The organism is Butyricicoccus sp. AM27-36 (assembly GCF_003480945.1).
GTDB classification, from domain to species: Bacteria; Bacillota; Clostridia; order Oscillospirales; family Butyricicoccaceae; genus Agathobaculum; species Agathobaculum butyriciproducens.
Genome location: NZ_QUJR01000009.1, coordinates 57,344 through 81,472, shown reverse-complemented (window position 1 = coordinate 81,472; position 24,129 = coordinate 57,344). Strand labels below are relative to the sequence as shown.

Below are 24,129 nucleotides of genomic sequence, written 5' to 3'. Positions count from 1 at the left end.
TATTCTATACCTCAAACAAACAGCGAGACGCCGAACAGGAGGTATATTTATGGGATTTGAATCGTATCGGCAGGGCGCGTTCACGAAACGGTTGGCAGACCTGCCCGACCAGCCGAACATGCAGGCGGCGGAGCTGAAAACGTACTTTGACTCCTCGCCGGAGGAGCTGCGGCAGGCGCTGAACCGGCTGTGCGACGCGCTGGGTGAGTTCTCGGCGGCGGCCAAACTGGGCTACACCGCGAGTGCGGGCGTGCCGGCGCAGACCGTTCAGGACGCGATCGAAAACGTGCAGAAACAGGTGCGCGACGCGTCCGTAGGCAAGCTGCCGAGCGGCTGCGTGGACGGCGACAAGCTGGCGCAGGACGTGCGCAACCGCCTGACCGCGATTGAGCACGCCGCCGAGTCCGAAACCAACGCGCGCACCGCGGCGGACACCGACCTGCAAAGTGACATGAACACCGTAAAAACCACGCTTACGGTTAAAACCGCGTGCCATTTTGGCACTTATACCGGCGATGGAACCGAAAAACGTACCATCAGCCTTGGCTACCACCCCAAGGCCGTGCTCGTGTTCCGCGAGGGGTGCTATACCGGCTACAGCAGCGCCATTTACGGCGGTTTGGCGTCCGAGAACGTGCCGCTGATGTACGGCGATAGCGTCGGCCTCGGCGTCACCGCTGACGGCTTTCAGGTGCTCAACAGCCGCAACTGTGCACTCAATTTGAGCGGATATAAGTATTCGTTTGCCGTTTTTGCGTGAAAATGGGAAAACCCCCGAGGAAAATTTCCTCGGGGGTTTTGTTACTGTTCAAAACTGCGTATGCAGATTAAGAAGCAGCGTACTCGGTATTAACGGTATCGATAACCAGAACGGTCAGATCGGTATCGGAAGTGTCATCGTCGTACCAGATAACATTGGTATTGTAGGTAGAAACCGGCTTATCAGATACAGCGATCTCCTCGCCGTTGATGCCTGCATCCTTAGCGTTTACATCCTTATCGGTGTTAACGAAGATAACCTGAGTATCCTTAACAACAACCTTGTTAGCTTCATTGCTGGTACCATCGGAATCAGCGAATCTGATATCACCGGAGGTCTTGCTGTAACCAACGATTGCCTGCTTGGCAGAAGCAGCCTTCTTCTGAGTGATATCATAGGTGTCATCGGTGTTTGCCTGATACTCAACCAGGTCAAACTTGTTCAGACCAGTTACATTGCTCTTGGTAACAACATCGATGTACTCGGTGCCATTCCAGATGGTGAACTCAGCCTTGTTATCCTTAGCGGATACAATGTCGCTGGTGATAACACCGTAGGTAGCGGTAGAAGCCGGAATTGCATTAGCACCCAGATTCAGAGCAGCGCCCTTAACAACGGTCATGCCGTCCTTATTCTTGGTCAGAACTACGCCAGTAAGAGTCTTAAGCTTGTCGCCCCAGCCAGCTACGTCCTTGCCGGTCAGGATGGAGTACTTGTCGTCCTTATACTTTACGTATACAACAGCGTTAGAATCCAGAATGTAGGAAGTGCTGCTTGCGCTTGCATCGGAATACAGCTTCTTGTCCTTGTAAGATGCAACAGTGCCATAAGTGAAACCGGACGGTGCGGTAGCAGTGTTCGTAATCTTAGTGAACTTGTATACGCCATCATCGATTTCGTACTTGCACAGTACGTCCTCATCGCCAGCAGCAATGTTACCCTTAGTCAGATCTGCACTTACAACCTTAGTCTCGCCGTTAACCATTACCTTGACCTGATTGTTACCATCAACGTCGAACGAAGAGCCAACCTTGATAACGTATGCCGTATCAGCGATAGAGCCGGACTTTGCATCGTCCTTTACAATGTAGCCATTGTAGATGTAGTAATCGCCATCGGTGGTGCCTACTTCGTAGGTGCCGCCAACCAGCTTGGTGTACCAGGTGCCGTTTACACGGAACTTATCGGTATCCTTCTTAGCCTCAACCTTGCCGGAAGTCTTATCCAGCTTGGTGATTACGTTCTTGTCATCAGCAACGTAGGTGTCCTTAACAACTGCTACGAAGTCATCCTTTGCAGCACCGTCGTACAGAACGCAGTCATCCTTGGAAACGTTGGACAGAACGCCGCCGTTAACGGTCAGCTTGGAGGAGCCGAGGTAGGTCAGCTTGCCGAATACAACCGGAGTTACAACTGCAACGTCGATCTTCTCATCGCCATCATAGTCGATCAGAGCAACGTCAGAAGCCTTGGATACAGCAGTTACATTGTCCAGAGTATTGATAGTGTCGCCGAGTTTAGCGCCCAGAGTATCAACAACCTTGATTGCACCGAAGTCAGCAGCCTTGGTCTTGAAGGTAACGCCGTTCAGCTTGTACTCGTCCTTGTTCAGGTCGATGTCGCCGAGGTCGGTTACAACAGAAGCGCAGGTCTGCTTGGAATCAACGGATACGCCGTAAACCTTGTCAGTCTTCTTGTACATTGCCTTAACGTAAGAACCAACGAAATTGGTCGGGTCAAAGTCAATGCTGGTCAGGGTAACTTCCTTCTTGTCAGCAGCAGCGTCGGTGAACGGGTTAGCCTTGTAAGCGGTGGTTACGGTCATGGTGTAGCCCTTGTTGTTGTGATCAACAGCGGTTACAACACCCTTAGCGGTGTTCAGACCCATGTACTTTTCGCCTACGGTCTGCAGATCTTCGTTACCCATCAGGGTCTTGTTGGTGTACTCGCCATCACGCAGAACTACGGTAGGAGCATCGATAGCATTGTAGATCAGCTGTGCAGCGTACTGACGCGGGCAAGCGGAAGTGAAGGAAGTGTTAACGTCCTCCAGCAGACCGTTCTCGTCAGCCAGTGCGTTGGTCTTGGATGCCCAGTTAGTACCGGTCAGGCCAGCCTTCTCAGCGTTGTAGCCGAGGGTTACGAGCAGCATCTTAGCTGCTTCCTGAGCGGTTACCTTGTCGTTCGGGCAGAACTTGGTGTTGCTCTTACCAGCAATGATACCCAGAGACTGGCAGTACTTGATGTAGCCGCGAGCCCAGTGGGAGCCAATGTCGGTGAAAGAGGTCTTGTCGTCGTTGTACGCAGAAGCGTCAGAATTACCAGTGCGCAGAACGTAGATCATCTTCGCCATCTCCGCACGGGTTACGGTGCCGTTGGGCTTGAAAGAGCCATCATCGTAGCCATTTACTACGCCCAGAGCAACCAGAGTGTCCACAGCCTCAGAAGCCTTGATGTCGGCCTGATCTGTGAACGCTGCACCAGCAAACATGGTGAATGCGCAAGCAAACGCCAGTACCAGTGCAAGAACCTTTTTGAGATTCGCGTGAAAATCTAGAAACCATGGTATAACTCGTGAATTCGGAATATATTCGTGGATTTATTGAACTATTTTAGACTTTATGCACTTCTTCTTGAATACCATTATATGGATGCTACGAGCATTTTTAGGACATCTGTTTCAAAATTTATTTTTGGCAGATTGAACAAAAATCAGATTATAAATTTTACGAATTATATCATCCATCTGTCTGCGCTTAAAATGTAAAATATCCATTTATTGTATCTTCCTCCGAGGCATACAAAGCATAAAAAAGTTCATAAAACATCGGATATCCTGCAGATTCCTAATCTAAGTGTATATTTTGCGATTTTCCTGCGAATCTCAAAAAGGTTCTTGCACTGGTACTGGCGTTTGCTTGTGCATTCACCATGTTTGCTGGTGCAGCGTTCACGGATTCGGCCGACATTAAGGTTGACACCGAAGTTGTGGACACTCTGGTATCGCTGGGCGTAGTTAACGGCTACGACGATGGCTCTTTCAAGCCGAACGGTACCGTAACCCGTGCGGAGATGGCGAAGATGATCTACGTTCTGCGCACCGGTAATTCTGACGCTTCTGCGTACAACGATGACAAGACCTCTTTCACCGACATTGGTTCCCACTGGGCACGCGGCTACATCAAGTACTGCCAGTCCCTGGGCATCATTGCTGGTAAGAGCAACACCAAGTTCGTTCCGAACGAAAAGGTAAGCGCTCAGGAAGCTGCTAAGATGCTGCTCGTAACCCTGGGTTACGACGCTCAGAAGGCTGGTCTGGTAGGTACCGGCTGGGCATCCAAGACCAACGCACTGGCTGACGAGAACGGCCTGCTGGAGGACGTTAACACTTCCTTCACTTCCGCTTGCCCGCGTCAGTACGCTGCACAGCTGATCTACAACACCATTTTTGCTCCGACCGTTGTTCTTCGTGATGGCGTTTACACCAACGAGACCTATACCGGCGCTGACAACAAGACTGTTGGCGAGAAGTACATGGGTCTGAAGACTTCTATTGGCACTCTGAACGGTGTTGTTAAGGAGTCCAACAAGGACACCTACAAGCTGACCCTGACCATGACCACGGCTAACCAGAAGGACTCTGACAAGTACAAGGGTGACTATGTTTCTTCTTTCACCAAGGTTGCTAAGGACTACTCTGCTCTGACCAACCGTGTTGTTAAGGTTCTGTTCAAGGCTTCTGACGAAGTTTACGGCGTATTCGTAACCGACGACAGCTCCGTTCTGAACGGCGTTGTCAACGATTACGCAATCAACGGCGGCAAGCTGAAGTTTGATGGCACCAAGTACACCATCCTGAATCAGGGTGTAACCACTGGTAACGACCAGGAAGCTAAGGTAACTGAGGATAACACCGCTACTCAGAAGACCATCACCAGGTATGTAACTGACGCAACTGCAGCAACTAAGGCAGCTGACGTTAAGACCGTTCTGAATGATGACGACAAGGTTATCAGCATGGACGTTACCAAGTACATGGTTGGTAAGGTTTCCTACGTTGGCAAGGATTACGTAAACGTTGTTTACAAGGCAGGCTTCGGCGTTGCCAACTTCTCTGGCTATTCCAAGCTGGACAAGGATTCCTGCAACTCTGACGTTTCCGGCCTGAAGAAGGACGACTACGTTATCATCACCAACAGCAAGGTAAACTCCAAGCTGGACGCTGTTAAGGCTGACGTTGTTGAGGGTAAGATCACTTCTACCCGCGATAACAAGAATGACATCCGCATCGACAACAACTGGTACACTTCTGCACTGGCTTCTGGCGATGCTTCTAAGATTGCGCTGAGCAACACTGTTACTGTAGTAATCAAGAGCGGCTACGTTGTATACGTTGACGATTACAAGATTGGTTCTACCGACGTTGCTCTGATGATCGATGCAGCTAAGACTTCTGGCGTTGGCAAGAAGTGGCAGGCTGATATGCTCTTCCCGGATGGCACCCGCAAGACTGTTGACATTGATGAGGATAAGTCTGATATCCTTTCTAACGGTGCGCTGGTATCCGGCCTGAAGAATAACTCGGGCGATGTTATCCCGACTCTGGTAACCTACTCTCAGTCTGGCAGCAAGTACGAGCTGGATCAGATTGCACAGATTAACAGCAAGTATGCTGGTTACGATCACCACACCGCAATTCCGGCAAACAGCTATGTGGACGATGGCAAGATCAAGAAGGCTGACAAGTCTACTCTGTCTTACATCAACGCTTCCGCTACCGTATTTGTTAAGTATGGTTCTGATGACTACAAGGTAGTTACCGGCGACAACATGAAGAACTGGAGCGACAAGAACATCTTCTCCGGTGATATGCTGACCGATGATTCTGACGGTTACGCATACGCTAAGGTTGCATTTGTAAACACCAACAAGAATCCGTCTTCCGCTGACAAGACCTACGCTTACATCTTCGGTGTTGAGAACAACGCTAAGGATGCTAACAACAACGAGTACGTTGAGTACAACGTTTGGAACGGCACCGCGGCAACCACTCTGAAGGTTAAGCAGTCCGCTGGTTCTGCTTACGCAGAGGGCACTGTTGTTGAGTATACTCTGGATTCCGACGGCTACGCTGATTGCGACACCTACGTATACAAGACTAACCTGAATAAGGGTGCTCTGACTGGCTTCGCATGGGATAGCAATGGCAAGGACGGCAACGTAACCATCGCTCGCAATGGCTCTGTCGCTGCTGGCCAGACCATCGCTCGTGAGATCGACAAGAACGATACCATGGTACTGTTCGTTGATACCGACGCTCAGACCGGTGTTGCTGATGGCTCTCTCCAGACCGCTATCGAGAACTACGATAGCACTGGCAACGTTACCAGCTACAAGAACAACGTAATGTTCTACTCTAAGGACGGCAAGACTCTGGACGTTCTGGTTGTTGACGTTACCAATGAGCTGGATACCGACGTTTACCCGAACTAATCAACCCCTGTTGATTACATTCGCCTAATCGGCAAAATCAAAACCCCCGAGGAAAATCTCCTCGGGGGTTTTCTTACCCCCTCACCCACTAGCGGTCTGCCGCCGCTCTGCGCCGTGCCGCAGGCCGCCCCTATTCCCTATCACACCCCAACCGCAAGCCGCTGTGCGCCGTTCTGACGCCCTTGCGCCCCATCCCTCATCCGCCTGTAATAGCGCGCAAAAAAGCCGCCCGGAAAACCGGGCGGCTTGCATTTTGGAGAAATTACTTGAGCTGTACGCGCTCACGAATCGAATCGGTTACGGAAAGCTGTACGCTCTGTGCGGAGTAGCCGGTGCACGCCACCTGCGCCACATAGCTGCCGCGCTTGAGGCTGAACGACGCCGTGCCGTCCGTGCCGGTGGTGATGCTCTTGCCGCCGACCGTGACAACCGCACCGGACAGCGGTGCGCCGTACGCGTTGGTGACAACCAGCTGTACATTCTCGAGAATCTCGCCGGTCAGCTTGACCGTGCGGCCTGCAGAGATTTTGACCGTCTGCGTAACCGCCGCGGTAAAGCGCGAATGCGTTGCCGTTACAACGTACGAGCCGCGCTTGACATAAACGGTTGCCGTGCCGTCCGAGCCGGTGGTCAGCGTCTGCGCTGCCGTGCCGCTCTCCGCGTCCGAAGGCGTGAAGGTGACGGACGCGCCCGAAATCGGCAGACCGAGATCATCGACCACGGAAGCCGTCAGCGCGTAAGTGGTAACGTAGTTGACACGCAGCGTCGGGCTTTGACCCTTGCTCATCACAAAAACGAAATCCGCGTAGGATGCGCCGCTCTTGCCGAATTCCGCAACCGCAGACTTGTTGATCGTGACCTTGCTGCCCTCGATCTTGTACTGCCAGTTCTCCTCGAGCGTCTTGCCGTTCGAGCGGATATTCTTAAGCTTTGCACCGTCTACCATGTTAAGCGTTACCACCAGATCGGCGTAGCCGCCGGACGAGGTGTTCGCGTCAAAATCGACCGTGGACGGCTGTACTTCGTTCACCGGCGCGGTATCTACCACGCTCAACGAGCAGGTAAAGGACGAACCCTGATTGGGCACGAATGTAACCGTATAAGTGCCCTTGCTCTTCTTGGCAAGCGTCTCCTTGAGCAGACGAATCGTGCCATTCGTTGCATTATAGGTGTAATCCGTGCCGCGCTCGAGCACCGTACTGCCGATTTTGATGGAATCCAGACGCGTGCCCGCCGGAAGAACGACGTTTACCGTCTGATCGGCATAGTTTGCGGACTGCTCGTACTTATCAAAGGTAATCTGGCTCGGGCTGACTGCGCTCTGCGCCGAGTTGCTGACCGCCAGACCGATGGCTGCCTTGGAGCCGTCCTCAAAGGTCAGTTCTGCGGTGTAGGTGCCCGCCTTGAGCGTGGACAGATAGGTTTTGTACACGCGGATGCCGTTCTTATCGCTCAGCAGGTTGTAATCCGTGCCCTGCTTGAGATTGGTGCCGTTGACCGAAACACGGGTCAGATCGTTCTTGTCCGCGTTGAAAGTGAACTCGTAGGAGAACGCGATCGCGTCCTTGTTGTTCACGTCGATAGACAGCGTGGACGGAGAAACCGAAACACTGGTGGACGCCGCAACATCCTTGCCGGCAATCTTCGCGGTAACGCCGCTCGCCAGCTCAACGCTAGTCGGCTGCATGGTCAGCTCACAGCCGTTGGCGTTGAGCACCGCCTTCTGGACCGAGCCGCCGCCGGTGACGGTGGTTCTGCCGTTTGCGGTAAGCGTGCTGATGGAGGTGCTGCCGGTCGTCAGGATGGTGCCGGTCTGCTCATTGGCAACGTCCCAGACAGCTGCATCCAGCGTCAGACTGACGCTGCTGCCGTTCATTTTAAGATCGGAGAAGCCGCCTGCAGTCGCTGCCAGATTGCTCTCGGTCAGCGTTGCAGAGGTTTTCACCTCGGTGGTGCCGATGTTGGTGTTGCCGGTCGCAATGACCTGCGGGGTCAGTCCGGTCGGATTGGAGACGACCATCTCGAGTGCGGAAACACCGTCCAGCGTTACATTTCCGCCGCTGACGATGATATCGCCTGCAACGGTGACATCCTCAAGCGTTACATTGCCCGCCAGAACGCCCTCGGTGATGTACAGATTGCCCTTGATATCCGCATCGGCCAGCGTGCACGGTACGGAAATCGTAACGTTTTTGGTATCGCTCTTGAGCGTAGCCTGCGAGTACACGTTGCCGTTCTTATTCAGCGGGGTGCCCATATAGCCGTACAGCATTTTGGCGATTTCGCCTCGGCTGAGCGTGCCCTGCGGCTTAAAGGTACCGTTCGTGTAGCCGTTGATATAACCCTGCTTGACCGCTTCCGCAACGTAGGATTTGCTGTAATCGCTCAGCTTGGCCCGATCAGAGAACATATCCAGCGCAGACAGGTTAGCCGTCGGCGTGTACTTGTGCAGTCGGCCGAGGATGGTCGCCGCCTGCTCACGGGTCAGCGTGCCCTCCGGTGCCATACGGTTGTTGCCGACACCGTTGATATAGCCCTGCTTGACCGCAATCTGCACGGTTTCGTAGAAAATATCGCTCGAATTGACATCCGAGAAGCTGATATCCGCCTTTTCGGTAAAACCGAACGCGCGGTTGATGTATCGCATGAACTCCCAGCGCGTTACCTTGTCATCCGGGCCGTAGTTGCCCGTGCTGGCAGACGGATTGATAATGCCGTTTTCATGCAGCTCGGTAATGTAGGACTTTGCCCAGTGGCCATCAATATCCGAAGCCGCAAAGGCAGCCGGCACGGTACTGACCAGCAGCGCCGCTGTCAGTACGGCGGAAAGGACTTTTTTCAAAGCTATCACCTCTTATTATAATTTACCTTTATTCTACCATTCTTTTGTTTATTTGTGTACTGTTATTTTTATCTCGAGACAGGGCTTTTGACTAAATAGACGGCCTGCTGCCGGTTTTGGTTCCGCATTTTCGCAGAATTTTCCGGTATCCTCACAGAACGTACAATTTCTGCTCTGCCGTTTTGTATATCATCACTCTGCTTCATGGAATCTTTTCACAAATTCGCGCAAAACCCCTTGCATTGACAGCCGGATATTGTATAATTTAGATAGTGGCAATCCGTCGGCTGAAAGCGGCGATGCGCCAACTAACACGATGAGGTGATACCAATGGATTATATGTCGGAATACAAGCGTTGGCTGGACTGCTCTGCCCTCTCTGCGGACGAGCATGCCGAGCTGGCTGCTGTTGCAGATAATCAGGAAGAGATTGAAAGCCGTTTCTTTGCGCCGCTGTCGTTCGGCACGGCCGGTCTGCGCGGTATACTGGGCGTCGGCCTCAACCGCATGAACCGCTTTACCGTCGGTCAGGCTGCACAGGGTCTGGCAAACCTGATCGTATCGAATGGTCAGGCCGCAATGGACCGCGGCGTTGCCATCGCATATGACTCCCGCCATTTCTCGGCCGAGTTCGCCAAGCAGTCTGCATGCATCATGGCCGCAAACGGCATCCAGTCGCTGCTGTTCGATGAGCTTCGTCCGACCCCGGAGCTGTCCTTCGCTGTCCGTCACTACGGCTGCATCGCAGGCATCAACATCACGGCTTCCCACAACCCGAAGGAATACAACGGCTACAAGGTTTACTGGGAGGACGGCGCACAGCTTCCTCCGGCCGAGGCAGACGTGGTTGCCAGCGAAATGGCAAAGACCGATATCTTCACCGGTGTAAAAACTGCAGACTACGATGAGTCCGTCAAAAACGGTCTGATCCGTATTCTGTCTAAGGAGACCGACGAGGCTTACCTCGGCGAAGTCATTAAGGTTGCGGTAAATCCGGACTGCGTAAAGCAGGTTGCCGATGAGTTCAAGCTGGTGTACACGCCGTTCCACGGTGCCGGCTACCGTCTGGTGCCCGAGATCCTGCGCCGTCTGGGCTACAAGCACATTATCTGTGAGCCGGAGCAGATGAAGATCGACGGTGACTTCCCGACCGTTAAAAACCCGAATCCGGAGTACAAGGAAGGCTTTACGCTCGCCATCGAGCTGGCAAAGCAGAACGATGTTGATCTGATCATCGGCACCGACCCGGACTCCGACCGTACCGGCATCGTCCTCAAGGACAAGTCCGGCGAGTATGTCACCCTGTCCGGCAATCAGGTCGGCGTGCTGCTCACCGATTACATCATCACCGCAAAGAAGCTGACGAACACCATGCCTGCCCATCCGGCGGTGCTCAAATCCATCGTTACCACCGAGATGGCACGCGCGGCGGCTGAAAAGAACGGCGTTGAGTGCTTCGACACCTTCACCGGCTTCAAGTTCCTTGCCGAGAAGATCAAGCAGTTCGAGCAGGACGGCTCGCACGAGTACATTTTCGCATTCGAGGAGTCCTACGGCTACCTGTGCGGCGATTATGCCCGCGACAAGGATGCTGTTACCGCTTCCATGCTGATCGCCGAGATGGCGGCTTACTATCGCACCCAGGGCAAGACCCTGTACGACGCAATGGAAGAGATGTACGAAAAGTACGGCTGCTACTGCGAGCAGACCATTTCGATCGTTATGCCGGGCGTTTCCGGCCTGCAGCGCATGAAGGAGCTCATGCAGGAGCTGCGCGACAAGCCGCTGACCCAGATCGGCACCCACAAGATCGATTACACCCGCGACTACATGCCGGGCACCCGTACCCGCATGGCAGACGGCAAGTCCGAGCCGATGGAGCTTAAGGGTCAGAACGTGATGTACTACGAGCTCGAGGGCGGCACAACCTTTATCATCCGTCCGTCCGGCACCGAGCCGAAGGTCAAGGTTTACATCATGGCCAAGGGCGAGAACAAGGCCGAGGCCGCAGAAAAGGTCGAGGCTCTGACCGCTGCAGCGAAGGAAATCGTAAAGTAACTGAGGCAACACCGCAGTAAAAATCCAGCAATGCTGAATGCAGCCGAATTCCGGTTCGGCTGCATTTTTCCGGAATCACCTTGATTACCGAAATTATTATACCTTAATTATTTTAGGGGAACAAAAATATGATCAAACGCATTATTTCCTGTATTGTAAGCACGGTCATCGTGCTCGGCGCCACCATCGCGTATGACCGCACGCCTGCATGCCGCATTGCCGTGATGGAGCAGGTGCCGACACAGCTGGCTTCCGTTCTGCCGCGTGCTGCCTCCTATGAACTGGAGCTGCGCACGGAGGAAGGCAACCGCAGCTACACGGTCAACTGCCATGACAAGGACGGCAGCACCTTCCGCTCCTACACCATGCAGACCGTGGAAGGCGAGGAAGAACCGCTCAATTTCACCTATACGGACTACACCTACGACGACAACGGCAACTGTACGGATGCTGTCACCACCGACAAGACCAACAACTCTACTTCGGAATACCGCCGCAGCTATGACGACAAAAACCGCGTTCTTCGCACGGAAAACTACGAGGACGGCGAACTTTCGGTCTCCTCCGAGACGGTTTACACCGAGGTTGACAACGGTCAGTCCTCTGCCGTCAACACGGTTTACGACGCAGACGGCAACGAGCTGATGGTCGTCCGCATGGGCATGAACACCAACGGCGACGTGCTGTCCTCCCGCACCTACGAGGGCGAGGACAATATCACCTCCTCCACCGACAATCGCTACGACAGTCAGGGACGGCTCATCCAGTCGGTCACCGTAGACGAGAGCGGCGTCGTGTTCGAGGTGCTCACCGTGTACTCGGTGGACGGCAAAACGCAGACCACCCGCTCGACCATCGAAGGCGGCACCCTCTCGACCGATACCCGTACCTTTGATGATAACGGCAATCTGGTCTCCATGCACCAGACCGACAGCGACGGCTACGCAAGCGATACCACTTATACACAGTTTAAGTGACCTGTCGCGGAACTTTAATCCGCAGTGAAAACCACCCATTCGGGTGGTTTTTCCTTTTTTTCGGGCATACTATTATCAGCTATACACCGACCATTTCTCCCTATTTGTCGGTTTTCCGCTAAACTCCTGCAAAATTCCTGTCTGGATATTGCTTTTTCTCGGTCAAACGGCTATAATCGCTATATGCGTATCAAGACTGTGTCAACAGGGCACAGCTATAGAGAAATAGATCGGAGGTGCGCTATGCGCATCATTATTGTAGGCTGCGGCAAAGTCGGCTCGGAGTTGGCGGGACAGCTCAGCGTGGCCGGACACGACCTGACACTGATTGACCTGTCCGAACGCCGTCTGGATGAGCTTTCCAACACACACGACCTTGCTACAGTAAAGGGCAGCGGCACCAGCTATCACATTCTGCGTGAAGCCGGCGTGCAGGATACCGACCTGCTCATCGCCGTTACCACCCATGACGAAATCAATCTGCTTTCCTGTCTGATCGCCCGCAAGGCATCCGGCTGCCACGCCATTGCGCGTGTGCGCGATCCGGAATATGTATCCGACCTCGGCTTTATCCGCGATGAGCTGGGTATTTCGATGGTCATCAACCCCGAGCTGTCCACCGCGCGTGTTGTTTCGCGTCTGATCCGATTCCCGTCGGCCATCCGCGTCAGCACGTTTGCCCGCGGACGCATCGAGCTGCTCGACCTCAAAATCCCGCACGAGTCCCGTCTGGACGGTATGGCGGTCTGCGAGGTCAATCCGCTGCTCCGCACGGACGTGCTGCTGTGTATGGTCCGCCGCGACGGCCAGACCTATATTCCCAAGGGCGACTTCATCCTGCGCGAAAACGACAACATCACGGTTATCATTCCGCCGCACGAGCAGAGCGAATTTTTCGAGAAGGTCGGTTTGCCGGTCAAGCGCATTTCCTCCGCGATGCTGGTCGGCGGCGGCAAAATCTCGTACTTTCTTGCGAAAATCCTGCTGGATTCCGGCATTGCAGTTAAGATTATCGAAAACAAACTTGAACGCTGCGAGGCGCTTTCCGAAATGCTCCCGAACGCGACCATCATCTACGGCGACGGCACCGACCGCGACCTGCTCGATGAGGAGGGTCTGGCAACCTGCGAGGCGTTTGCGGCGCTCACCGGCATGGACGAGGAGAACATCCTGCTTGCGCTGCACGCCGGCCGTCATTCCCGTGCGAAGCTGTTCACCAAGGTTAACCGTGTGAACTTTGAGGAAGTCATCGCCAGCATGCCGATCGGCAAGGTGATTCGCCCCAAGCAGACCACCGCCGAGCTGATCAGCCAGTACACCCGCGCGATGCAGAACTCGATGGGCTCCAACGTGGAGACCCTGCATCAGCTGGACGGCGCAGAAGCGCTTGAATTTCGTGTTGCGGCGCACCACCTCACCGGCGTTCCCCTGCAGGATATGCCGATTCGTCCGGATGTTCTGCTGTGCTGCATCAACCGCAAGGGCAAGCGTATCATTCCGCGCGGCCACGATGTGCTGCATGAAGGCGATACGGTTATCGTCGTTTCCACCTTCGAGGGCATGAACGATCTTCAGGATATCTTCCTGCCGACAACCAGAGGGCGCGAAAGATGAATTTCGCAATCGTCCGCTATCTGATCGGCTGGCTGATGGGCATTGAGTCCCTGTTCCTGCTGCTGCCCGCGTTTACCGCGGTCATTTACCGTGAACCCGAGCTGCCCGCCTATATCGCCACTGCACTGATTTGTATGGTCGGTGCAGGCATTCTGTGTGAATATAAGCCGAAAAACACCAAGTTCTACGCACGCGAAGGCTTTGTGGCCGTCGCGCTGTGCTGGCTGGTGCTGGCCGTGACCGGCGCCCTGCCGTTCGTGCTCAGCCGCGAGATTCCGTTCGCAGTAGATGCGATTTTCGAGGCCGCATCCGGCTTCACCACCACCGGCGCTACCATTCTCGACGATGTGGAGGCGCTTTCGCATGCCTCTATGCTATGGCGCTGCCTGATGCACTGGGTCGGCGGCATGGGCATTCTGGTGTTCATGCTGATCGTCCTGCCGCTGGCAGGCGGTCAGACCATTTATCTGATGCGCGCAGAAAGCCCGGGACCCTCGGTCTCCAAAATATCGCCGCACATGCGCGATACCGCGCTTATCCTGTACGCGATTTACTTTGGACTGACCGTTCTGCAGATTATTCTGCTGCTGCTCGGCGGCATGCCGATGTTCGATGCCATCTGCGTTTCACTCGGCACGGCAGGCACCGGCGGCTTCGGCAACTGGAATGATTCCATCGCGCACTACGACAGCGCCTACCTGCAGAATGTCATCTCGGTCTTTATGATCCTTTTCGGCATCAACTTCAACGCGTATTTTCTGCTTTTGACCCGTAAATTCAAGCAGTTGTTCAAAATCGAGGAGATTCGCGTGTATCTCGGCGTGATTGCCGTATTTACCACACTGATTGCCTTCAATGTGCGCGGCTGCTTCAGTTCGCTGCGCGAGAGCTTCCACCATTCCCTGTTTCAGGTTGCGTCTATCATCACGACCACCGGTTTTTCAACCGTGGACTTTAACCAGTGGCCCGCATTCAGCAAGCTGCTGATCGTGCTGCTGATGTTCATCGGCGCGTGTGCCGGTTCGACCGGCGGCGGCATGAAATGCTCGCGCATCCTGCTGCTGTTCAAGGGCGTAAAGAAGGAAATGATGTCGCTGATTCATCCGCGTCTGGTGCGCGTGCATAAAATGGACGGACAGCGCGTCCAGCACGAGGTCATGCGCTCGGTCAACGCCTTTCTTGTGGCATATCTGATCGTCATTGCCATTTCCGTCCTTATTGTCAGTCTGCACTGTGAGGATATGGTAACCAGCTTTACCTCGGTCGTTACCTGCATCAATAACGTCGGTCCGGGACTCAATCAGGTCGGTCCGGCAGCCAACTTCAGTGCGCTGCACCCGCTGAGTAAAATCGTGCTGACTTTCGATATGCTCGCCGGTCGTCTGGAGCTGTTCCCCATGCTTCTGCTGTTTGCACCCGAAACGTGGAGAAGAAACCGATAAAAAAGCTGCCGCTGAACGTATACCGTTTAGCGGCTTTTGCGATGTAGAACGACCACAAATCGTTCCGGTGCTCCACCGACACACCTGAATCATCGCAGCAGAATATGTCGAGATGGGGTTTTCCGGTTACTCATGGTATCCATCTCTTTGGGTAACATAATGGTTTTCGGCATATCGAGCATGCTGCGCAGTTCCTCGGAAAAATAAAAGGAATTGCGGTCTCCCTGCTCAAAAATCAGATACGGATAGGGTTTCAGTTCATCGAGCGTGATGCACTTCCGGTCTGTGTTTCCCGCAGGATAAAACCGTACTGGTCCGCGTCGTACTCCTTGACAACCTCGACGAATGCGTTTACCGCGAACGAATAGTGCTGACATGACACGCAGAACTTAGGCACGCGCTTTTTGCCCACGCCGAAGTGCTCCTGCATGATGTCTGCCTGCTCGAGCAGCATGCGCGCAAACGAAAGCAGTGCCGCACTCATCCGTGCTCTGCCCGCACGGTTCCGCACACTGGCGGAAAAGCAGCGCATGCGCCTTTCACCCCGGTTTTGTCACCTGACAAAACCGGGGTGTTTTTTACTGCATTTTATCCACAGCCTGTTGATAACTTCTGTGGATTGTGTGTTATTTTTTGCAGAATTTACGCGTGTTTCACGCTGTTTTTCCTATCGGTGTATTTCGTGTCGAAAATCGGACATTTCGTGTATCCGGCCGCACAACGGGCTGCAAAGCTGCTATGATAAATGCAGGCAATTTTTAGTCTCTTTACTGCAGGCGCGGCTCGTTCCACTGCACCGCAGAATGAGAAAAGGAGGAATATACCATGAAAATCAAACGCGGCATAAGCCTTGCTCTGGCACTGGCGATCATCTCCAGCATGGGCGGCCCGCTTGATATCCGCGCAGCGGCAGCGGATACCGGCAGCTCGGACGCGCTTGCGGCGCTCGGCATAGATTCGAGCAAAGCGCCCGATGGCTTTAATGCCAACGACCCCAGCAACCCGTATGGCCGCAATACCATCAAGGTTACACCGGTGTACGAGCTGTATACCGTTGGTCTGACGAATGATGTTCTGCCGTCGGATAAAATCGGCCTGGGCAAGTGTGAAAGCGCAGAGAAATGCAATACAAGCGTTTCCCAGTCCAACCAGAAGGACAATACCCTTCAAAGCACGCTGTACGGCAATGATGATAACACATCTACCAAGGCTCAGCAGTTTTTGAGCGCTCAGAAGCAGACCCAAACTATTTCTGAGGGTAAAACCACCTCTACCGGCACATACGCACAGTTCCCGGTGGGCAGCAAGGGCAATGACGGCTATGCCACCAAGGGTTATCTGACCGGCATGACCAATGCCACTACCAAGCTGAACGACAAGACCGATTACGCTATGGCAGACGTGGCCGCAGGCCATTTCACCTCGGACAAGGACGCAAAGTCCTCGCAGACGGTCATGGTTTACGCCGGTGACCTGAGCGCGAAAGGCGGTCTGTACCTGCGGTTCGGCAATGCGACAACCGGCGAGTACGGCAAGCCGATCACACTGCTGGACACCAGCAAGGAAATCGGCAACCCGAATCTGACCGACACCAGCGACGAAGACAGCACGACCGCCAAAAAGGTCGAAAACTTCGCAGAAAACCCGTATCAGCTGAAAAACTACCTGCAGGTAGCTACCGGCGACTGGGACAACGACGGTAAGGACGAGGTTGCGGTCTATGTACCGGAGGTCGGCAATTCCCGCATTGAGATTTACGACCTGCAGACTGACGATTACTCCAATCCCTCTAACTGGAGACAGGCGTGGACGTACTTCTTCCGTGAGGGCAGTGTCGTTTCCAACATGATCTCTCTCGTCAGCGGTGACGTCAACCAGGACGGCGTAGACGATCTCGCCTGCACCTGGGGTTACTACTACGGTCCGCAGCAGAACGCAGGCTCGCGTGCAGTTGTAATGTTCGGCTCCACGAGCGCGCACATGCTGCAGAGCTCGCAGGAATTCCCGCTGACCTACGAGGGCAGCAATCTGGTCCGCGCATCCTTCGCCTTCGGCGATATGACCGGCGGCGGCAAAACGCTGATTCTGGCGGCTCAGTCGGATGCCGACCTCAAGGCAAATAAGCAGAACACGCGCTATGTAGGTTTGTACGCATGGAACGGCGTCACCTTCAAGCCGTCTGTTTCGCAGAATTTCGATCTGTTCTCCAAGAACGATAAAGGCGAGTACATCTACGGTGCAATGGCAAAGCACAACGATATCTTCCGTTCTCTGCCGCTGTGCCCGGCCAATACGGCGATTATCTCCCGTCCGACCGCAGGTGATAAAGCCGATGACGGCAAAACCAGCGATCTGCTGTACTTTGACAGCCTTGTTATCTCCTGCGACGAGAATGGTCTGAACATCAAGCAGGCGCTCGATAACACGGCCGCTATGCCGAATGAGGACTACGTCGAGTACGATGCATCCGCAGGCTCTGTGACCACCGCGGTGGATAAAGACAACAACACCGCAGGTTCGGGCACGCTGTTCACCCTGACGCAGACCATGTCCAAGGATGAGAACAAGTATTCTGAATCCTACAACGTCACCGGTAAAGTTCCCCAGTACGCAACCCGTTATTATTACAAGAGCTGGTGGCATAAACTGTTCCGCAAAAGATCTTCCTATCAGGCTTTTGTCGGCTATGTAGATGCTACTACATCGCAAACAACGCCGTACACCACCCGCACGCCGGGTACAACCAGACTTTCGACCGTCAACCTGTTTGACGACTCTCAGCCGGTAAAAACCGATGTCAACAGCTCGTACACGCTCTGTCTCGCCAACACGGACGACGATACCAGCTACATGACCTACACCGGCAAGCACTATTACACCTACTCCGATCCGCAGGTTCTGGCGGTACTGGCTTCGCCTCCGTACTTCTCCGATCTGCTCGACCGCGATGACCTGTCCGGCAACTATGCCGAGTCCTCCACCACCTACTCGAGCATGAAGGGCACCGAGAATGGCACCAGCTCCTCCTCTACCATCTCGGTCGGCGCGTATGTCTCCTTTGAGCAGGAATTCTCGGTATTCGGCGTTAAGATCGGCAGCGTTGAGGCGGAAGCCGCCTTTACCTCCGGTTTCACCTACGAGACCGAGCACACCTCCTCGCTCGAGCAGTCCATCACCTACGAGACAACCTCCGGCGAGGACAGAGTGGCGTTCTATTCCATCCCGATGGAGATTTACGAGTACACCTCCTACATCCCGGACGGAACAGGCAAATACACGAAAGTAACCTCCACCGTTTCCATCCCGCACGAAGCCTCGATCGGTCTGATCGACCTGTCCGACTACGAAAACATCGCCGAGGATTACAGCGTTCTGCCATCCATTTCGGGCAGCGTGCTGACGCATACGATCGGTGATCCGTCCAGCTATCCGAGCGCACCGAGTGCAGGCTCCAAGGCTTATAACGGTGATCCGGCTAAGGTTGACTTCACCGCGGCAGGCGGCGGCTCCGGCATCACGCAGGAGATCAGCTTCTCCACCTCGGACAGCAAAAACTACACCAACACCACCTCGATCGAAACCAAGGCCGGTGCAGGCGCAGGCGGCGTAACCGCAGGCGTTGTGGCAGGTTCGGAACACTCTGCCGGCAAGGTATCGGTCAACACCGCAGGCGGCTCGTTCTCCGGTTCGCTGCAGAACATGCCGATCGAAGCAAAACCATACGGCTACGGCATGAACTGGAGAATTTTCTGCTACAACTACCGCAGCGGCAATCAGGCGTTCCCGGTTGTTACCTATGCAGTAACCGAGCCGCAGGCTCCGTCTCCGCTGCCGGAGGATTTTGAGCAGGATGTTGCGAAAACCACCGATGATTCCGTTACCCTGACGTGGACCTACGACAAGATCGTTTCCGGTTTCCAACTGTACCGCTACTACAACTTCCCGGACGGCTCCGGCCGCAAGGAACTCGCATTTGTGCCGTTTACCGATGGTGAGCGTCACGATGACGGCACCTACACCTTCAGCTACACGGATAAGAATCTGTCTCCCTACACCGAGTATGAATATCAGATTCAGACCCGCAACAACAACAAGGCTGAGCAGCAGCGCAACAGCATTTACAGCGAACCGCTGACCTGCCGCACCAAGACCACAGCAGGCTATCCCGATATTTCGGTAACGATTGACGGCAAGGAGAATCAGACGGTTCTGCCGATCTATCCGGATTCTCTGGCAACCGCAACGGTTAAGTATAACGGGGACAATAAAAATCCAGACGGCGGCAAGTACAACAGCGTAAGCTATCAGTGGCAGAAGCTGAACAATGGTTCCTGGACCGAGATTGCCGGCAGCACCTCCGATACGCTGAGCATCGAAAACGCCGGTTCTGCCGACAAGGGAACTTACCGCTGCCGACTGAATGTGCTCTACTTCGACAACACCGCCCAGAAGGAGTTCAGCATTTCCGCTTACTCGCCCGAGATTACCACACAGTACAGCAAGCGCACACCCAAGTGTGAGCTGACGGTTACGGCGGAGAATGTACAAAAAGACAACACTGCTCAGTTTGACCGCACGCTGCACATCAGCGCTAAAATGAGTTCCGCGTCTGCTACCTCCACCATCCCGACCGGCACGCTCAGCTTCCTGATTCGCGGCACGGACTTCTCTACCACGGTTGCGGCTAAGATTGACAAAACCGGCAACGTTACAAAGGATGTTATCGTGCCCGCAGACGGCGCCTATACGGTTACCCCGTATTATCCGGGCAGCTATGTATTCAAGGATATGAGCAACGCGGAAGGCCAGATGGTTCTCGTTGGCGAGAACGCGACAGGCTATCAGCTGACGCTCACCAACGGCAATGATAACAACAGCGTCACCCGCTTCACCTACGGCGATACGGTAACGCCGTCGCTCTCCCGCATGAGTAAGGATACGCAGGGTCTGCAGAAGGTCGATAACGCGACCTTCAAGTATGCAGTTTCCGGTTCCAAGGATTCGCAGCCGCTGACAGAGAACAAGAAGCTGAATGTCGGCACTTATACGCTGTATGCTTATATCAACGGTGAAAACAAGCCGGTTGCGGAAACCGAGTTTACCGTTGTTCAGCGTGCCGTTACGCTGCGCGTTGTCACCCCGAAGGACGGCGTTGCACAGGATAAGGTTGATCCTGCCGACCCGAAACAGCTTTCTCTCACGGCAGACACGAAAAATATGACTGCTGATGAGATTGCTGCTCTGCACCTTGGCTATACCGCAGTCAACACCGCAGGCAACACGGTGACGCTCGCGCCGAACATTGCGCCCAGCAACTACACGGTTTCCCCGTGCAAGACTACCGCTACCAACGAAACGCTGTACAATAACTACGAATTTACCTTTATCCCCGGTGTTTACACGGTAAACGGCCTGACTTACATCCTGACCCTCAAGGCTGAGGACTTCGGCGAAGGCGCAAACAAGCACTCTGTCGGTTCTGCGTCGATCATTACCGCAGGTCTGAATGCCGGCAAGGCGGATGACGGCAGTGCAATCTCCAGCTTTACTGCAAACACCGATGTTACCCTGACGGCTGTGCCGGATGCAGGTTATGCAGTCGATTACTGGACCTATGACGGCACGGAAATCGAGGACAGCAAGGAGAAGAGCTCGGTTACCATCAAGACCCTTGCAAAACCGGCATCTGTTTTGGTTTACTTCAAGACCACCAATACCAAACTGAATGCTTCCGTTCAGAATAAGCAGGGCGGTACACTCAAATGCACGGATGAAAATGGCTCCGAAAGCCTCAAGAATTTCCCGGCTTACATTGCCAGCGGTGCAAAGTTTAACTTCACCGCAACGCCGGATACCGGCTGGCACTTCAAGCAGTGGATTCTCTCGAAACGCGGTGCAAACAGCTATCCGTCCGGCGAATCGGACCCGACGAACGGCTCCAACACGCTCTCTGTTGAGGTTGGCGTGCAGGATATTGATCTGGCTGCCGTATTCGAGCGCGACAGCTACACGCTGACGCTAGAAGGTGAGCTGACCGCAAGCTATCAGACGGTTGATCCGAACGATACCTCCAAGACGCTCACCAAGCCTCTCAAGAGCGGCGAAAGCGTCACCGGTGATACGAAGATTACGGTAGCGCCCAAGGCAGGCTATGCTGCCGCCACGGGCGAGACCTATCAGGTGAACGGCAAGGCTGTTGCTAAGGATGCTCTCAACGAGTCCGGCAGCTATACCTTCCCCATCACTGAGAATACCAAGGTTTCGCTCAAGACCGACCGTGCCGCATTTACGATTACCACACTGGAAATGGAGCATGGCACGATCATTGCAACCGTAAACGGCGAAGCTGTGGACGATCTGTCCAAGATTCCCGGCGGCAGCAAGGTTGAGCTGCAGGCACGCGCAGAACGCGGCTGGCATTTCAAGAACTGGGTTGTAAACGGTGCTGCTCAGGATGAAGCTACGGCGAAGACCAACGGCACTTATACCATCAGCGAACTGGCTGGCGATCTGTCCATCAGCGCTGAATTTGCTCAGAGCGATTCCTACACCGCCAAGGCTACCGCTGCGGCCGGCAACGGCACCATAAAATACACGCTGTATGATATCTACGGCAAGGAAGTTGAGACCGAGGCTATGCCTGCAGAAGGCGTAACCATTTATAAGGATGAGGAAATCACCTTCCATGCAGCGCCGAAGACTGGCTATCAGGTTGAACAGTGGGAAGTAAACGGCAAAAAGACTGCCGGAAACTCCAAAACCAATCCGGAAGGCAAAATCCGTGCGGACAAGAATATTACTGCAACCGTATACTTTAAGGTTACGGCAAGCTATCAGCTTACTTTTGGCACCGTTGATGCGAACGGCCATCTGACCGCCAAGATTGACAACACCGCGGTTGTCTCTCAGACCAAGCAGCCGAACGGCAGTGAAATCACCTTCACCACAAACCCCAACACCGGTAAAATGGTCGAAAAGTGGACGGTTACCCAGGGTGACATTACCGTAGAAGAAAACGATGCTGCTGTACAGGTTGATGGTGTAAATCTTGTCGATCCAATTTATATTCACACACTCGATGCCAACCAGACCATCCGCGTTCACTTCACCGACCTTGAGCAGTACAACGCAGCAATCACCGGCACGAACGGCACCGGCAAGTTCACCTACACCACGCCGATTCAGCCGAACGACACCGGTGCAGTCAACAGCGCATCCGCTCAGGTTCGCAAGAACGGCACGGTCAAGCTGACGCTCACGCCGAGCACAAACTGTGTCGGCACCGCCGAGGAGATCAAGTCCGAACTCCAGAAGGCAGCTCCGAATGCCGTTGTTTCCGTCACCGAGAAGGACAACAGCTTTGAAGCGGTTATCCGCAACGTAACGGAAGCTCTGACGGTCAACACCGACAATCTGTTCCACAAGACCTACGCAATCACGGCCAATAAGGCCGAAAACGGCAGCGTTTCCGCTTCTGCGGCACGCGCCAAGGCCGGCGACACGGTAACGCTCACTGCAACACCCGCAAGCGGCTATCAGTTGAAAACCCTGACGCTGGCACCGGAGACCGCACTCGACAAGATGGTTTCCGCGTCCACCCTGACCTACACCTTCACCATGCCGGCAAATGACGTTACTGTCACCGCAGCCTTTGCCGCCAAGCCGAGCAGCGGCGGCGGTGCAGGCGGCGGCGGTGGAGCGGGCGGCGGTGCTGCACCGGCTCCGTCCGACAACGGCTCGTCCTCCATCACTGCACCGGACGGCACCAAGATTCCCGCAACGGTTGCGGTAAAGAACGGCACCGCAGCGGTTTCTGCCGACAGCTCCAAGCTGACTGCGGTTTCCGGCAAGGATTCGCTGACGCTTGATCTGTCCGCAGACTCCACCGTACGCGCGGTATCGCTCACCGGCGATGTGGTAGCTGCTCTTGCCGGTGCAAAGAACGGCGCAGCGCTTATCCTGCCGAACGGCACGGTTGCACTCGACCGTGAGACGCTGACCGCACTCGGCAGCGCCGCACAGGCTGACGGTATGGCAAGTATTTCGCTCGCTTCCGCTGACAAGTCCTCCCTGACGGACGCACAGCGCAAATACCTGCCGAAGAACAGCACCATCCTGAACATTTCTGCGCAGGTGCAGCCGAAAAACGGCACTGCAACCCGCATTCATGCGCTGAACGGCACGGCTTCGGTTTCTGTAGCATACAGCCTCAAGAGCGGCGAGAACGCCGCGCATCTGGTTGCATACTATCTTGCTGAGGACGGCTCGTTCGAAAAGCTGCCTGTCATTTATGATGCAGCGACCGGAAAGGCTACCTTTAAGACCACCCACTTCTCCACCTTCGTTATCACCCACGAGTACAGCAGCGACTTCTCCGATGTCAACCTGCGCAAGTGGTTCTACAACGAGGTCAACACCGCACTCGAGAACGGCTGGTTCAAGGGCCTGACCGCGACTAAGTTCGGTCCGGATGACGGCATGACCCGCGCAATGCTGGTTCAGGTGCTCTACCGCATGAGCGGCAGCAAGGCCGCTTCCACCGCACAGTTCACCGATGTGGCGGACGGCAAGTGGTACGCGGAAGCCATCGCATGGGCCTCCGAAAACGGCATCGTCAACGGCTTTACGGACGGCAGATTCCAGCCGGATACGCTGATCACCCGTCAGCAGCTGGCGGCCATCCTGTACCGCTACGATACCTATCGCGGTCATACGCCGCAGGGCAGCGCAGCACTCGATGGCTACACAGACGCGGCTTCTGTCGAGTCGTGGGCTGCTGAAGCAATGAGCTGGGCGAACGGCAACGGTCTGGTAACCGGCGTTACCCCGACTACGCTCGTGCCGAACGGCACCGCAACCCGTGCTCAGGTAGCGGTTATCCTCAGCCGCTACACCGACCAGTAATCCCATCCAATCCATACCACCCAGCGGATATGGTATGAA

10 protein-coding genes are annotated in these 24,129 nt (G+C 54.5%); 7 read left to right on the top strand and 3 right to left on the bottom strand.

Going from position 1 to position 24,129, the window contains the following annotated elements; translation table 11 throughout:
• Window positions 1-49: 49 nt before the first annotated feature.
• On the top strand, window positions 50-760 hold the full coding sequence (locus DW724_RS12185) for a hypothetical protein (protein ID WP_118761673.1): 711 nt from the start codon (window positions 50-52) through the stop codon (window positions 758-760).
• A gap of 67 nt (window positions 761-827) precedes the next feature.
• Here DW724_RS12185 and DW724_RS12180 read toward each other — a convergent pair whose 3' ends face one another.
• On the bottom strand, window positions 828-3,251 hold the full coding sequence (locus DW724_RS12180; RefSeq protein WP_118761672.1) for an S-layer homology domain-containing protein: 2,424 nt from the start codon (window positions 3,249-3,251) through the stop codon (window positions 828-830).
• A gap of 440 nt (window positions 3,252-3,691) precedes the next feature.
• Between DW724_RS12180 and DW724_RS12175 the strand changes: the two genes are divergently transcribed.
• Window positions 3,692-6,253, top strand: a complete 2,562-nt coding sequence (locus tag DW724_RS12175) for an S-layer homology domain-containing protein (RefSeq protein ID WP_118761671.1) — start codon at window positions 3,692-3,694, stop codon at window positions 6,251-6,253.
• Between the two features lie 262 nt (window positions 6,254-6,515).
• On the opposite strand, the gene DW724_RS12170 is transcribed toward DW724_RS12175, so the two are convergent.
• A complete protein-coding gene (locus DW724_RS12170; protein ID WP_158580323.1) occupies window positions 6,516-9,095 on the bottom strand; it encodes a X2-like carbohydrate binding domain-containing protein in 2,580 nt (859 codons plus the stop codon).
• Between the two features lie 330 nt (window positions 9,096-9,425).
• Between DW724_RS12170 and DW724_RS12165 the strand changes: the two genes are divergently transcribed.
• The 4 genes from DW724_RS12165 to DW724_RS12150 all read left to right on the top strand — a co-directional run bounded on the left by DW724_RS12165 (window position 9,426) and on the right by DW724_RS12150 (window position 15,186).
• Window positions 9,426-11,153 (top strand): phospho-sugar mutase, encoded by a 1,728-nt coding sequence (locus DW724_RS12165; protein ID WP_118761669.1) that lies wholly within the window; start codon window positions 9,426-9,428, stop codon window positions 11,151-11,153.
• A 128-nt stretch (window positions 11,154-11,281) separates the two neighbouring features.
• On the top strand, window positions 11,282-12,130 hold the full coding sequence (locus tag DW724_RS12160) for a hypothetical protein (RefSeq protein ID WP_118761668.1): 849 nt from the start codon (window positions 11,282-11,284) through the stop codon (window positions 12,128-12,130).
• 243 nt (window positions 12,131-12,373) lie between these two features.
• Window positions 12,374-13,744 (top strand): Trk system potassium transporter TrkA, encoded by a 1,371-nt coding sequence (gene trkA, locus DW724_RS12155; protein ID WP_118761667.1) that lies wholly within the window; start codon window positions 12,374-12,376, stop codon window positions 13,742-13,744.
• Window positions 13,741-15,186, top strand: a complete 1,446-nt coding sequence (locus tag DW724_RS12150) for a TrkH family potassium uptake protein (RefSeq protein WP_118761666.1) — start codon at window positions 13,741-13,743, stop codon at window positions 15,184-15,186. The genes trkA and DW724_RS12150 overlap by 4 nt, the downstream gene beginning before the upstream one ends.
• Window positions 15,187-15,439: 253 nt before the next feature.
• Here the strand turns inward: DW724_RS12150 and DW724_RS15835 are convergent, their stop codons facing one another.
• Window positions 15,440-15,718, bottom strand: coding sequence for a hypothetical protein (locus tag DW724_RS15835; protein ID WP_202183530.1), 279 nt, complete (start codon window positions 15,716-15,718; stop codon window positions 15,440-15,442).
• Window positions 15,719-16,011: 293 nt separating this feature from the next.
• Between DW724_RS15835 and DW724_RS12140 the strand changes: the two genes are divergently transcribed.
• Window positions 16,012-24,090, top strand: a complete 8,079-nt coding sequence (locus tag DW724_RS12140; protein WP_118761665.1) for an InlB B-repeat-containing protein — start codon at window positions 16,012-16,014, stop codon at window positions 24,088-24,090.
• Window positions 24,091-24,129 lie beyond the last annotated feature (39 nt).

Excerpts from the sequence above, each read along its gene's own strand:
- DW724_RS12185 (WP_118761673.1), top strand. The coding sequence starts at position 50 with ATGGGATTTGAATCGTATCGGCAGGGCGCGTTCACGAAACGGTTGGCA.
- DW724_RS12180 (WP_118761672.1), bottom strand. The coding sequence starts at position 3,251 with ATGTTTGCTGGTGCAGCGTTCACAGATCAGGCCGACATCAAGGCTTCT.
- DW724_RS12175 (WP_118761671.1), top strand. The coding sequence starts at position 3,692 with ATGTTTGCTGGTGCAGCGTTCACGGATTCGGCCGACATTAAGGTTGAC.
- DW724_RS12165 (WP_118761669.1), top strand. The coding sequence starts at position 9,426 with ATGGATTATATGTCGGAATACAAGCGTTGGCTGGACTGCTCTGCCCTC.
- DW724_RS12160 (WP_118761668.1), top strand. The coding sequence starts at position 11,282 with ATGATCAAACGCATTATTTCCTGTATTGTAAGCACGGTCATCGTGCTC.
- trkA (WP_118761667.1), top strand. The coding sequence starts at position 12,374 with ATGCGCATCATTATTGTAGGCTGCGGCAAAGTCGGCTCGGAGTTGGCG.
- DW724_RS12150 (WP_118761666.1), top strand. The coding sequence starts at position 13,741 with ATGAATTTCGCAATCGTCCGCTATCTGATCGGCTGGCTGATGGGCATT.
- DW724_RS15835 (WP_202183530.1), bottom strand. The coding sequence starts at position 15,718 with ATGCGCTGCTTTTCCGCCAGTGTGCGGAACCGTGCGGGCAGAGCACGG.
- DW724_RS12140 (WP_118761665.1), top strand. The coding sequence starts at position 16,012 with ATGAAAATCAAACGCGGCATAAGCCTTGCTCTGGCACTGGCGATCATC.